At 68.5% G+C, this 13262-nt stretch carries 11 protein-coding genes; 9 read left to right on the forward strand and 2 right to left on the reverse strand.

Annotation, left to right across the window (positions count from 1 at the left end):
- Positions 1–84: 84 nt before the first annotated feature.
- Positions 85–1149 carry a phosphoribosylformylglycinamidine cyclo-ligase gene (gene purM, locus G6O54_RS27235; RefSeq protein WP_165230486.1) on the reverse strand — a complete coding sequence of 355 codons (1065 nt, stop codon included), beginning with the start codon at positions 1147–1149 and terminating at the stop codon, positions 85–87.
- A gap of 207 nt (positions 1150–1356) precedes the next feature.
- Between purM and G6O54_RS27240 the strand changes: the two genes are divergently transcribed.
- From G6O54_RS27240 to lpdA, 5 genes are all read left to right on the forward strand, one after another.
- Positions 1357–1833, forward strand: coding sequence for a hypothetical protein (locus G6O54_RS27240; protein WP_165230489.1), 477 nt, complete (start codon positions 1357–1359; stop codon positions 1831–1833).
- Between the two features lie 26 nt (positions 1834–1859).
- The gene (locus G6O54_RS27245) at positions 1860–2576 is read left to right on the forward strand and encodes a lipoate--protein ligase family protein (protein WP_250847113.1); all 717 of its coding nucleotides are present in this window, start codon (positions 1860–1862) and stop codon (positions 2574–2576) included.
- 249 nt (positions 2577–2825) lie between these two features.
- Positions 2826–5639, forward strand: coding sequence for a 2-oxoglutarate dehydrogenase E1 component (locus tag G6O54_RS27250; protein ID WP_165230492.1), 2814 nt, complete (start codon positions 2826–2828; stop codon positions 5637–5639).
- Between the two features lie 3 nt (positions 5640–5642).
- Positions 5643–6911, forward strand: a complete 1269-nt coding sequence (gene odhB / locus G6O54_RS27255; RefSeq protein WP_165230495.1) for a 2-oxoglutarate dehydrogenase complex dihydrolipoyllysine-residue succinyltransferase — start codon at positions 5643–5645, stop codon at positions 6909–6911.
- Between the two features lie 39 nt (positions 6912–6950).
- Entirely contained in the window at positions 6951–8357 is a 1407-nt protein-coding gene (gene lpdA / locus G6O54_RS27260; RefSeq protein WP_165230498.1) for a dihydrolipoyl dehydrogenase, read from the forward strand.
- A gap of 48 nt (positions 8358–8405) precedes the next feature.
- Here the strand turns inward: lpdA and G6O54_RS27265 are convergent, their stop codons facing one another.
- On the reverse strand, positions 8406–8690 hold the full coding sequence (locus G6O54_RS27265; protein ID WP_165230603.1) for a hypothetical protein: 285 nt from the start codon (positions 8688–8690) through the stop codon (positions 8406–8408).
- A gap of 237 nt (positions 8691–8927) precedes the next feature.
- Between G6O54_RS27265 and G6O54_RS27270 the strand changes: the two genes are divergently transcribed.
- The 4 genes from G6O54_RS27270 (at position 8928) to G6O54_RS27285 (ending at position 13234) form a co-directional block, all read left to right on the forward strand.
- Positions 8928–9965 (forward strand): SDR family NAD(P)-dependent oxidoreductase, encoded by a 1038-nt coding sequence (locus G6O54_RS27270; protein ID WP_165230501.1) that lies wholly within the window; start codon positions 8928–8930, stop codon positions 9963–9965.
- Between the two features lie 101 nt (positions 9966–10066).
- On the forward strand, positions 10067–11062 hold the full coding sequence (locus tag G6O54_RS27275; RefSeq protein ID WP_165230504.1) for a GTPase: 996 nt from the start codon (positions 10067–10069) through the stop codon (positions 11060–11062).
- Between the two features lie 14 nt (positions 11063–11076).
- Positions 11077–11916, forward strand: a complete 840-nt coding sequence (locus G6O54_RS27280; protein WP_165230507.1) for a response regulator — start codon at positions 11077–11079, stop codon at positions 11914–11916.
- A 40-nt stretch (positions 11917–11956) separates the two neighbouring features.
- Positions 11957–13234 carry a hybrid sensor histidine kinase/response regulator gene (locus G6O54_RS27285; protein WP_165230510.1) on the forward strand — a complete coding sequence of 426 codons (1278 nt, stop codon included), beginning with the start codon at positions 11957–11959 and terminating at the stop codon, positions 13232–13234.
- The last annotated feature ends 28 nt before the right edge of the window (positions 13235–13262 follow it).

Genomic DNA, 13262 nt, shown 5'->3' on the forward strand with positions numbered 1-13262 from the left:
GACCGCCGTCAATACAAACCGTGTCGTGCGCCCTTCGGATTCTGTTCGCGGTCGCGCCGCGATCAGGGCCGCCCCGTCCCGCGGTCAGGCCCACAGAACGTCGCGATCGCCGGCGATGACCTCGCCGATGATCCAGGACGGCACGGCGGCCTTCTGGTTCAGGTGCCGGACGATGGAGTCGGCGTAGTATTCGGCCACGATCAGGACCAGGCCGATGCCCATGTTGAAGACCCGGAACATCTCCGGATCCGGAATCCCGCCAAGGCCTTGCAGCCAGCGAAAGACCGGCGGGATCTGCCACGAGCCGCGTTCCAGGCGGATGGCGAGCCCTTCCGGGAGGACGCGGGGGGGGTTGTCGATGAGGCCGCCGCCGGTGATGTGGGCGACGCCGTGGATCGTCTTCTTGACCCGATAGTTGCGGCGGATCGTCTTGAGCGGACGGGTGTAGATCCGGGTCGGCTCGAGGAGCTCGTCGGCGACGGTCTTCCCCAGGGCCTCGACGCGGGCGTCGAGCGCCAGCCCGGACCGCTCGACGATCTTGCGGGCCAGGCTGTAGCCGTTGGAGTGGAGCCCGGAGCTGGCCAGGCCGATGACCTTGTCCCCCCGACGGATCTCCTTCCCGTCGAGGATCTGTTTCCGATCGACCACGCCCAGGCAGAAGCCGGCCAGGTCATATTCGCCCGGCTGATAGAACTCCGGCAGGATGGCCGTCTCGCCCCCGATGAGGGAGCACTCGGCCTCGATGCAGCCGTCGCTGATCCCCCGGACGATCTCGGCGGTGAGCGCGGGGTCGTCCTTCGACATGGCGACGTAATCGAGGAAGATCAGCGGCTCGGCCCCCGCGCAGAGGCAGTCGTTGACCGACATCGCGACCAGGTCGATCCCGACCGTCCCGTGCCGGCCCGCGGCGACGGCGACCTTGAGCTTGGTCCCGACGCCATCGGTGGAGGCCACCAGGACGGGGTCCCGATAGGTCCGCGAGAGGAGGCCGATCTGGTCATCCAGGCGGAAGAGGCCGGCGAAGCCGTCCTTCCATTCGATGACCCGAGGGGAGAAGGTCCGCCGCATCAGGGGCGGCAGGCGGGACATGGTCTCCTCGTAGGTGTTGAGGTCGACGCCCGCCGATCGGTAGTCCAGGGATTCGCTCATGATGGAGGAACCGCACCCTCTGCTCGGAAGTCCTGTGGCGGGCCGGTCGCGGCCGGCCCGGGCTCGGCGACGCCCTTGAAGCGGTCGACGGGCCGAGATATTTTTTAGGATCCCCGGAACGAGCACGCCCGGAGGATCGTCCCGTGCACCGATCCTCGGCCGGATCCGCTACAGCCTACCCTATTTTCTCCCCAGGAGCCCGCCCCGATGTACCGCAAATGGATCGGCCTCGCCGCCACCGCCGCCCTGATCGTCGCCTGCGGGCTGGGCTCCGCCCAGGCCCAGGAGAAGAAGGAAGCCCACGAGGAGAATGAGACGCCCCTGGGCAAGATCATGGAGAAGGTCCAGAAGCTCAATATCGCCGTCCCCAAGTACGTCCGCAACGCCGCCCAGTACCAGAAATCCCGCAAGGACCTGGACAAGGCCCTCGAGGAGTACATCAAGCTCGCGAAGGATAGCAAGTCCATCCGCGAGCCGTACGTCACCAACGTCAAGGACGTGAAGGAGCCCGTCAAGAAGTGGGACGAGATCATGGACGCCTGGGAGAAGACCCTGAAGGAGATGGCCGACGGCGTGAAGAAGGAGGCCACCAGCCAGAAGGACGCCAAGCAACTCTACGAGAACGTGAAGAAGACGTGCGTGGACTGCCACACGATCTTCCGCGTGGAGAAGGAGGCGTTCTGACCCCGCCCCTCGACTCTATCTCCTGGATGGACAAAACGTTCCGTCCGGTCGAGGCGAACCTCGCCGCGGACGAGGCCCTCCTCATCGAGGCCGACGAGGGGAGGGCCGGCGCGGTCGTCCGGGCCTGGGAGTCGCCGGGATACGCCGTGATCCTGGGGGCCTCGCGGAGGCGGGCCGAGGAGGTGCACCTGGACCGGTGCGAGGCGGACGGCGTCCCGGTCCTGCGGCGATCGAGCGGCGGCGGGACCGTCCTGATCGGCCCTGGGGCGCTGAACGTGACGGTCGTTCTTCCCGCGACGGCGGCCCCGGGCCTGGCGACCGTGGAGGGTGCTCAGGGATACGTGATGGGCCGGCTGGCCGAGGCGCTGACCAGGCCCGAGCGACCCGTCGGCGTCCTGGGATCCGGTGACCTGGCCGTCGACGGCCGCAAGGTCGCCGGCAGCGCCCAGCGGCGGCTCCGGTCTTGGTTCCTCGTCCACGCCTCGATCCTCCATCATTTCGACCTCGACCGGATCGAGCGCTATCTCAAGGCGCCACCTCGCCAACCGGCATATCGGCAGGGCCGATCCCACGGCGAGTTCTTGAGCAATCTGGGCCTTCCGCGTAGAATCGTGGAAGCATCGATCCGCGCGGCCTGGATGATCCCTCCTTCGCAAGCCTCGGCGACGGATGTTCCGCACCACCTGCTCGAATCACTGCTCTCCGAACGGTTCGCCAACCGATCCTGGATCGAGCGATTCTGAAGAGACGGCTCATTCGCCGTTTACGGCCGCGCCCGAGGTTCGTACCCTGTCCGCGATCTCCTCTCCGAGGACGCGGGCCGACGATCGATCCGACGTGCCGTGGAGATATCCGGCGTGCGACGGGCCGCCCGCCGAGCCCCGGCGCGCCCGCCGGGAAGGCCCACCGACCAGCCCCATCCCGCCCCCCCTTCCGAGGCGAACGCGCCCGGCCGTCAGGCGGCCCCTGTTTCGCCTGGAGATCACACGACCATGACACCCCCAACGGTGGCCAACCGAGCCAACCTGGATCTGCTCGAGGACTATCACCAACGCTGGTTGCGTGATCCCGAATCGGTGGATCCATCCTGGCGTAACTTCTTCGAGGGTTACGAGCTCGGTCAGTCTTTCAAGGGGCTGACGGCCGACGGCGACGGCGAGGCGCCCCGGCAGTTCGCCGTCAAGGCGGTCACCCGGCTGGTGGACGCCTACCGGGAGATGGGCCACTATCTCGCCAACCTCGACCCGCTGGGCATGGTCCCTCGGCGTCAGTCGTATGAGCAGCTCGACCTGTCCAACTTCGGGCTCTCCGACGAGATGCTCGACCAGACCTTCTGGAGCAAGCTCGGCCCGAACAACCACTGCACGCTCCGGCAACTGCTGTCGATCCTCCACGACACCTACTGCCGGACGATCGGCGTCGAGTTCATGCACATCCAGAACCTGGAAATCCGCCAGTGGTTGCTCGACCGGATGGAACCCGTCCGCAACCGGCCCGCGATGGACCTGAAGAAGCGGCGGCGGATCATCTACAAGTTGAATGCGGCGGAGCTCTTCGAGAATTTCCTCCACAAGAACTACGTGGGCCAGAAGCGGTTCTCGCTCGAGGGGGGCGAGATGCTGATCCCGCTGCTGGACGCCATCATCGAGCGGTCGGGGACGCACGGCGTGGCCGAGGTCGTGCTCGGGATGCCCCACCGCGGGCGGCTCAACGTGCTGGCGAACATCCTCCACAAGCCCTACAGCCTGATCTTCAGCGAGTTCGAGGGGAACATGCCGGAGACGGTCGCCGGCGACGGCGACGTCAAGTATCACCTCGGCTTCTCCGCCGACCACGTGACCCAGGATAAGCGGACGGTCCACCTCACGCTGACGCCCAACCCCAGCCACCTCGAGGCCGTGGACCCGGTCGTCGAGGGCCGGATGCGGGCCAAGCAGCGCCGCTACAAGGACTCCGACCGACGCCTGGGCGTCCCGATCCTGATCCACGGCGACGCCGCGTTCGCCGGCCAGGGGCTCGTCCCCGAGACACTCAATCTGTCCCAGCTCCCGGGCTACCGGACCGGCGGGACGATCCACATCGTCGTGAACAACCAGATCGGCTTCACGACCTCGCCCAGCGACGCCCGGTCCACCCGCTACTGCACCGACGTCGCCAAGATGATCGAGGTGCCGATCTTCCACGTCAACGGCGAGGATCCGGAGGCGGTCGTCTACGTCGGCGAGCTCGCCACCGACTTCCGCCAGACGTTCGGCCAGGACGTCGTCATCGACATGTTCTGCTACCGCCGGCACGGCCACAACGAGGGGGACGAGCCGGGGTTCACCCAGCCCCTGATGTACGAGAAGATCCGCAACCGGATCAGCATCCGCGAGCTCTACACCGAGCAGCTCGTGCTCTCCGGCGAGCTCTCCAGCCAGGAGGCGGAGACGATCGCCGAGACGTTCGCCGAGAAGATGCAGGAGGTCTTCGAGGAGGTGAAGGTCCGCGGCGTCGAGCCCCGGATGGTCTCGCCGGGATACGCCACCGGGCCGTGGGCGAGCCTGACCCCGAACTACTCGTTCGAGTCGGTGGAGACCGGCGTCGCCTTCGAAACCCTGAAGGCGATCGCGACGGTCGCCACCCAGCCGCCGGCCGGCTTCACCGTCAATCCGAAGCTGACCCGGATCTACGGCGCCCGGCTGAAGTCCGTGGAGACCCGCGGCGAGGTCGACTGGGCGACCGGCGAGGCCCTCGCCTTCGGGTCGCTCCTGCTCGAGGACACGCCGGTCCGCCTGAGCGGCCAGGACAGCCGCCGTGGCACCTTCAGCCAGCGGCACGCCGTGCTCGTGGACCAGCACAACGGCGACCGCTGGACCCCGCTGAACCACCTGGCCGAGGGCCAGGCCGAGCTCTGCGTCTACGACAGCCTCCTCTCCGAGGCCGCGGTGCTCGGGTTCGACTACGGCTACTCGCTGGAGGAGCCCCACATGCTGATCATGTGGGAGGCCCAGTTCGGCGACTTCGCCAACGGGGCCCAGGTCATCATCGACCAGTTCATCGCCTCCGCCGAGTCCAAGTGGGGCCGCGGCAGCGGCCTGGTCATGCTCCTGCCGCACGGCTACGAGGGCCAGGGGCCCGAGCACTCCAGCGCCCGGCTCGAGCGCTACCTCTCGCTCTGCGCCGAGGAGAACATCCAGGTCGCGGTCCCGTCCACCCCCGCCCAGTATTTCCACCTCCTGAGGCGGCAGGTGCGGCGGAACTTCCGCAAGCCCCTGGTCGTGATGACCCCCAAGAGCCTGCTCCGCCACAAGGCGGCGGTCTCGCCCGTCGACCAGCTCACCGTCGGCTCCTTCCGCAACGTCCTCGACGACGCGACCACCTCCGACCGCGCCGGCCGGGTGGTCCTCTGCTCGGGCAAGGTCTATTACGACCTGGTCGCCCGCCGCGAGGCCGTCGGCAAGGAGAAGGAGGTGGCGATCATCCGCGTCGAGCAGCTCTACCCCTGGCCGGCGGACGAGCTGAAGAAGGTGCTGGCCCGCTACGGGGCCGCGACCGAATGGGTCTGGGTCCAGGAGGAATCCCAGAACATGGGCGCCTGGACGTTCGTGGCGCCCAGGCTCCAGGAGCTGACGAAGGGCCATTTCCAGTACGTCGGCCGCGACGCCAGCGCCAGCCCGGCCACCGGCTCCAAGCTCGTCCACGACCAGGAGCAGGCCGAGCTCGTCGAGGCGGCCATCGGCGCGACCGTGCCGCACCTCGTGGCCGCGACCCCCGTCCGCTCGCTCGCCATGCCCGGCATGGCCGCCCGCCAAGGAGTTCACTGAGACATGGCTGCCGTCCCGATCGTCGTCCCCGGTGTCGGGGAATCCATCACCGAGGGGATCCTGGCCCGCTGGCTGAAGCCCGACGGCTCCGTCGTCAAGGCGGGCGAGCCCCTCTTCGAGCTCGAGACCGACAAGGCCAGCAACGTCGTCCCCGCCGCCGCGGGGGGCCTGCTCAAGGTCGCGGCCGCGGAAGGTGACACCGTCGCCATCGGCGCCACCATCGGCACGCTCGACCCCGACGGCAAGGCCGCGGCCGTTGAGAAGGCCGCCCCCGCCCCCGCACCCGCACCCGCCCCCGCGGCCCCGTCGCCCAACGGCGGGGCGACCTCGGCCGAGGCCGCCCTGCCCCTCTCACCGGCCGTCCGGCGGATCACGGCCGAGGAGCACGTCGACCCCGCGAAGGTCGCGCCGACCGGCCCCGGCGGCCGGATCACCAAGGGGGACGTGATCGAGCACCTGGCGAAGCCGGCCGCGCCCGAAAAACCGGCGCCGCCGGCCGCGCCCGCGGCCTCGCCGGTCGTGAAGCCTTCCGCTCCGCCCTCGGCTCCGGCGGCGACGGCACGGCCCTCCGCCGGCCGCGAGACCCGCCAGCGGATGAGCGGGCTCCGCCAGAAGATCGCCCAGCGGCTCGTCGAGGCCCAGCACACGGCCGCCATCCTGACCACCTTCAACGAGGTCGACGTCTCCCGCGTCAGCGAGCTCCGCGCCCGCTACAAGGAGTCGTTCAAGGCGAAGCACGGCGTGGGCCTGGGCTTCATGTCCTTCTTCGTGAAGGCCGCCATCGAGGCCCTGAAGGCCTTCCCGGCGGTCAACGGCCGGATCGACGGGACCGACATCGTCTACAACAACGCGTACGACATCGGCGTCGCCGTCAGCACCGAGCGCGGGCTGATGGTCCCGGTGATCCGGGACGCCGACACCCTGTCATTCGCCGCGATCGAGAAGACCATCGCCGGCCTCGGCGAACGCGGCCGCAAGGGGACGATCACCGTGGACGAGCTCCAGGGGGGGACGTTCACCATCACCAACGGCGGCGTCTTCGGCTCGCTCCTCTCCACGCCGATCCTGAACCCGCCCCAGAGCGGCATCCTCGGGATGCACTCGATCAAGAAGCGGCCCGTCGTCGTCGACGATCAGATCGTGATCCGACCCATGATGTACCTGGCACTCTCCTACGATCACCGGATCATCGACGGCCGCGAGGCCGTCAGCTTCCTGGTCCGGATCAAGGAGTGCATCGAGGAGCCGGAGCGGATGCTCCTGGACCTTTGAGCAATTCGGCACGCGGCCGATCCGGAAAGGGAACTGAACGTGGCACAGCGGTTTGATCTGGTCGTCATCGGCGCGGGGCCGGGCGGCTACGTGGCGGCGATCCGCGCGGCTCAGCTCGGCATGAAGGTGGCCTGCGTCGAGAAGCGGGCCGCCCTCGGCGGGACTTGCCTGAACATCGGCTGCATCCCGAGCAAGGCCCTCCTCGATTCGAGCGAGCTCTACCACCTGGCGAAGGAGCGGTTCGGCCGCCACGGCATCAAGGTGGACAACCTCGGCCTCGACGTCCCGGCCATGCTCAAACGCAAGGACAAGGTCGTCAAGGAGCTGACCGACGGCGTCCGCTACCTCTTCCGCAAGAACAAGATCGAGCCTGTATTCGGCTCCGCGAAGCTGACCTCGCCCACCACGGTGCAGGTCGCCCTCAACGAGGGGGGCACCGCCGACCTCGAGGCCGGCCACATCCTCCTGGCCACGGGCTCGGATTCGACGCGGCTCCCCTTCCTCCCGTTCGACGGCAAGTCCGTCGTCAGCTCGACCGAGGCCCTCTGCTTCGAGAAGGTGCCGGAGCACCTCGTCGTCATCGGCGGCGGCGTCATCGGCCTCGAGCTCGGCTCGGTCTGGCGGCGGCTCGGCGCCGCGGTGACGGTCATCGAGTTCCTCCCCCGGATCGTCGCCACGGCCGACGAGGAGCTCGGCACCCTCCTCCAGAAGAGCCTCACGAAGCAGGGCTTCCAGTTCCACCTCGACACCAAGGTCACCGGCGCCAAGGTGGAGGGGGACCGCGTCACCGTCAGCGCGGAGGGGAAGGACGGCAAGTCCGTGACCGTGAGCTGCGACAAGGTGCTGGTCGCGGTCGGCCGTCGGCCGTATACCGAGGGCCTGGACCTCGCGGCCGCGGGCGTGAAATCGGACGCGAAGTCGGGCCGGGTTACCGTCGATGCTCACTTCCGGACCAACGTGCCGACGATCTCCGCCATCGGCGACCTCATCGAGGGCCCGATGCTCGCCCACAAGGCCGAGGACGAGGGCGTGGCCTTCGCGGAGCTGCTCGCGGGCAAGGCCGGCCACGTGAATTACGACACGATCCCGGGCGTCGTCTACACCTGGCCCGAGCTGGCGAGCGTCGGCCTCTCCGAGGAGCAGGCGAAGGCGAAGGGCCTCGCGTACAAGGTCGGCAAGTTCCCCTTCCTGGCCAACGGCCGCGCCAAGGCGATGGACGAGACCGAGGGCCTGGTGAAGATCCTCGCCGACGCCGCGACCGACCGCGTCCTCGGCGTCCACATCCTGGGCCCCCGCGCCAGCGACATGATCGCCGAGGCCGTCGCCGTCATGGAGTTCGCCGGCTCCGCCGAGGACATCGCCCGGACCTGCCACGCCCATCCGACCCTCAGCGAGTCCGTCAAGGAGGCGGCCCTCGCCGTGGACAAGCGGGCGATCCATAGCTGAAAGGTCAAGCCCCCTCGCCCTATGGCGAGGGGGCCTCGAACGGGCCTTTCAACCCGAGTAGGCGTCCGAGCCCGCCACCTTGACGAGCTTGTTGTAGATCCCGAGCAGGAGGAACGTGGGCGCCCACTGGCCGACGAAAAGGGCCTCGTGGTCTCGTCCGGACACCTTCATCGCCAGCGAGCCGATGATCGATGCTCCGGCGGCCCAGAGGAAAAGGTCCGACGGTAGCTTCGCCGTCTGCTCCTCAATCGTCCGGGCGACGACGCCTTCTGTGTGGTCGCCACGTCCGGGGTAGTTTCCGGATTGGTGACCCGTCCGGGGTTGATTCGTCATGCGACTCATGGCGGCTATCTCCAGAAAGTCTCTCTCGGTGCGGAAGTCCGGGGCTTGCCCGCGATGCGGGAGCCATACCCTTGCTGGAAGCAATTCGCGTTCCGATTCGGCTCGAGGGAGGACGCGGCAGGGCTTTTGCTTCTGGCAGCCTTGCCGGCTCGCCGCTCGGGTTGATGCCACCCCCGCGAGCCCGCCCGGATGACGGCCCGGACGACCGAACGGGAGGGGGAAAGGACGATGAATGCGATCGTGCGAAAGGGCCTGCTCGCTACGGCGGCGGGGGCGGGCTCGATCCTGATCGGCCGGGCGCTGATCCGTCGGGCCCGCCGCCTCGACCCGAGGGGCGGGGTCGCCCTGGTGACCGGCGGCTCGCGCGGCTTCGGGCTGACGATCGCTCGCGAGCTCGCTTCGCGGGGTGCCCGCCTGGCCATCTGCGCCCGCGATGTCGACGAGCTCGAGCGTGCCCGCCAGGACCTGGCCGGCCGCGGGGCCGAGGTGCTCGCGGTCCCCTGCGACCTGACCGAGCCCGACCAGATCCGCCGCCTCGTCGGCGAGGTCCGGGCGCATTACGGCCACATCGACATCCTCGTGAACAATGCGGGGATCATCCAGGTCCGGCCGTTCGAGACCACCACGACCGAGGATTTCGACCGGGCGATGAAGACCCATTTCTGGGCCCCCCTGCACGCGATCCTCGAGGTCCTGCCGGAGATGCGATCGCGGAAGTCGGGCCGGATCGTGAACATCGCCTCGGTCGGCGGGGCCGTCAGCGCGCCGCACCTGGTGCCGTACGGCAGCAGCAAGTTCGCACTCCGTGGCCTTTCTGAAGGGCTGCGTGCCGAGCTGCTCAAGGACGGCATTCACGTCACGACCGTCCTGCCGGGCCTGATGCGCACGGGAAGCCCGCGGAACGCCGAGTTCAAGGGGCAGCATCGGGCCGAGTACGCGATTTTCAGCATCAGCGACTCGATCCCCGGCCTGTCCATCAGCGCCGAGGCTGCCGCGCGATCCGTGGTGAATGCCCTCGAGCACGGCGACCCGGAGGTGATCATCACCCTGCCGGCGAAGCTTGCCGTGCTCTTCCACGGCCCCTTCCCCGGCCTGACGGCGGACCTGATGGGCCTGCTCAATCGCCTGCTCCCCGGTCCCGGCGGCATCGGCACCCGGTCCGCACTCGGCAAGGACAGCACCTCGCGACTCTCGCCCTCGTGGCTCACGACGCTCAACGAGGCCGCCGCGCGGCGAAACAACGAGGTCGCCCCGGGGGAAGCCTGAGTCGGCGGGCCGCCTGGCATCGCTCATACCCTTGCATTGCATCCCGGCACTCGATACGGTTCTTGGGGTTGCGACCCGATCCGCCGTGGAGAGTTGCCGCGATGCCGGCCAACCTGCCGCCGCCCTACCTGAAGGCCGAGGAGGAATTCCGCCGCGCCTCCACGGCCGCGGATCGGCTCGAAAAGCTCCGGGAGATGTTCCGCCTGCTCCCCAAGCACAAGGGGACGGAGAAGCTCCAGTCCGATCTCAAGCAGAAGATCAGCCGGCTCAAGGACGAGATCGAGGGATCCAAGGGGGCCGCCAAGAAGTCGGGCGTGAGCCATGCCGTCCCCCACGACGGCGCCGGGCAGGTGGTGCTCGTGGGGCCTCCCAATTCGGGCAAGAGCGCGCTGCTTGCGGCGCTCACGAAGGCCCACCCGGAAGTCGCGGCCTATCCGTTCACGACGCGCGCGCCGCAGCCGGGCATCATGATGTGGCAGGACGTCCCGGTGCAGCTCGTGGACCTGCCGCCGATCTCGCCCGAGTTCCTCGAGCCGTGGGTCCCAAGCCTCGTCCGATCGGCCGACGCCGCCCTGCTGGTCGCGGACCTCTCCAGCGATGACGTCGTGGAGGCGCTCGACGCCGTCCTCCAGCGGCTGGCGGCCACGAAGACCGAGCTCGTCGGCACGCCGCCCGTCGATGACGAGGATGAATCCCTGCGTCACATCAAGACCGTGATGATCGCGAACCGGTGCGACGAGCCCGGCGCCGAGGACCGGCTCGCGATCCTCCGCGAGCTGATGGAATCGAATTTCCCGATCATCCCGGCCTCGGCGCAGGGCGGGCAAGGGCTGGAATCGGTCCGCGATGCCGCATACCATCTATTAGGCGTCTTTCGCGTCTACACGAAGGTGCCGGGGAAGCCCGTCGATCGCTCCCGGCCTTTCACGTTGCCCATGGGGAGCATCGTGCTCGACCTGGCCCGGGAGATCCACCGGGACTTCGAGCAGACCTTGAAGTCCGCCCGCGTCTGGGGGAGCGGGGCCTTCGACGGACAGACCGTGAAGCGAGACCATGAGTTGCAGGACGGTGACGTCGTGGAGCTGCACGTCACCTAACGGGGAGCCGATCGATGGCCAAGGCGCTCATCGTGGAAGACCATCCGGACCAGGCGGCACTCGTCGCCCGGATCCTGCGGATGCGCGACTTCGAGCCGCTCGTCGCCGAGAACGGCTCGACCGGCCTGCGCCTGGCCCGCACGCACGTCCCGGACGTCCTCCTGCTCGACCTGATGCTCCCGGACATCAACGGCTTCGACGTCTGCCGGCAGCTCCGCCTCGACCGCGCGACCATGCTGATCCCGGTCGTCATGCTCACCGCCCTGAACGACATGCAGCACCGCGTCCACGGGTTCCGCGTCGGCGCCAACGCCTACGTGACCAAGCCGTACGGCGTGGAGGAGCTCATCGAGGCCATCGGCGCCGCCCGGGCCTGGCGGAACAGCATCCATCAGAGGGCCCTCAAGGGAGAGGTCAGCGTCGAGCTCAACAGCGAGGTCTCGCTGCTGAAGGACCTCAACGACTTCCTCATGCACGTCTGCCAGGCCACCCCCCTGACCGACGAACAGATCATGCAGCTCCGCCAGGCCGTCATGGAGATGGCCCACAACGCCATCGAGTGGGGCAACCAGCACCAGGCCGACCGGCCCGTGAAGATCACGTACCGGATCCACGAGGACTACCTGGAGATCACGGTCCGCGACCAGGGCCCGGGCTTCAATCGCTCCAACCTGCCTCACGCCGCCATGCCCGACGACCCCTTCACCCACCTGGACGTCCGCGAACAGCTCGGCCTCCGCGCGGGGGGATTCGGCCTGCTCATCTGCCAGGGCATGGTCGACGAGATGCGCCACAACGAGCAGGGGAACGAGGTCACCCTGATCAAGAGGTTCGCCCCGTCCAAGGCATCCTGAGGGCCGGGCCGGACGGCTCGGGCGAGAGGGCCAGCGGCCGATGGCAAGAGACCAGCATCGCCCCAAGGTGCTCGTGGTCGACGACGAGGCCGACGTCCTCCGCTCGGTCCATGACCTCCTCCGCCGCTCGTATGAGGTCGTCACCCGCCAGGACGGCGAGCAGGCCCTCGAGGTCCTCCGCCGGGAGCCCGACGTCGCGGTCGTCCTCTCGGACCAGCGGATGCCGGGGATGTCCGGCGTGGAGCTACTCCGCCAGGCGCGGTCGATCCGCCCGGAATCCACGCGGCTCCTCTTCACCGCGTTCACCGACATCCGCGCCGTGGTCGATGCCATCAACGAGGGCCACGTCTTCCGCTACGTCACCAAGCCCTGGGAGCCCGGCGATCTCGAGGCCGCCCTCCGCCAGGCCGTGGAGCGGCACGATCTCCTGGTCGAGAAGGCCCGCCTGGTCGCGGACCTGAAGGCGAGCAATGAGCGCCTCCACGAGGCCAACCGGCTGAAGAACGCCTTCCTCGAGGTCGCCAGCCACGAGCTGAACACGCCCGTGACCGTGATCATGGGCCTGACCAACCTCTGGAAGATGAAGATGGAGGGCCAGGCCAGCCCCACGGAGCGACAATGGGTCGACCGGATCGACGCCGCCGCGGCCCGACTGGCGAAGTCCGTCCGCCGGATGCTCGACCTCATCGAGACTCGTTCCTTCGGCCGCCCGCTCGACGTCCAGCCGGTGGACCTGGAGCAGGTCGCGGCCGAGGCCCTGGAATCCCTGGCCCCCTACCTGGAGGCCCGCAATCAGAGGGTCGAGGTCCACGGCCATCCCGCCGCGAATCGGGTCGAGGGCGATCCCCCCAAACTCGTCGACATCCTGATCAACCTGGTCGCCAACGCCATCAAGTTCACGCCCGACGGCGGCGTGATCCGCGTCCGGTTCGCGGACGCGGCCGATCCCGACGGCTGGACACGGGTCGTCGTGGAGGACCAGGGCATCGGCATCCAACCGGGCGAACAGCCCTACCTCTTCGAGCCCTTCTTCACCGGCTTCGACACCCTCCACCATTCCTCCGGCGACTACCAGTTCTGCAAGCGCGGGATGGGCCTTGGCCTCTGCCTGGTCAAGGCGTTCGTGGAGCTGCACGGCGGCCGCGTCGAGTTCTCGAGCCACCCCGGCCAGGGATCGTCGTTCGGGTTCGTCATGCCGCGACGACAGGCCGCCGGCTCGCCCGACGACCGCGTCGTGATTCCACGCGAGTCCCGCCGGTCATCGCTGCCGCGCGGGGAGGATCCCCCGGGAGATTCCCGTCGTGACGACCCGAAATGACCCGTCGGAACGGAATTCCGCGCGTGGA

It is taken from the genome of Aquisphaera insulae, assembly GCF_011064615.1.
Lineage (GTDB): Bacteria > Planctomycetota > Planctomycetia > Isosphaerales > Isosphaeraceae > Aquisphaera > Aquisphaera insulae.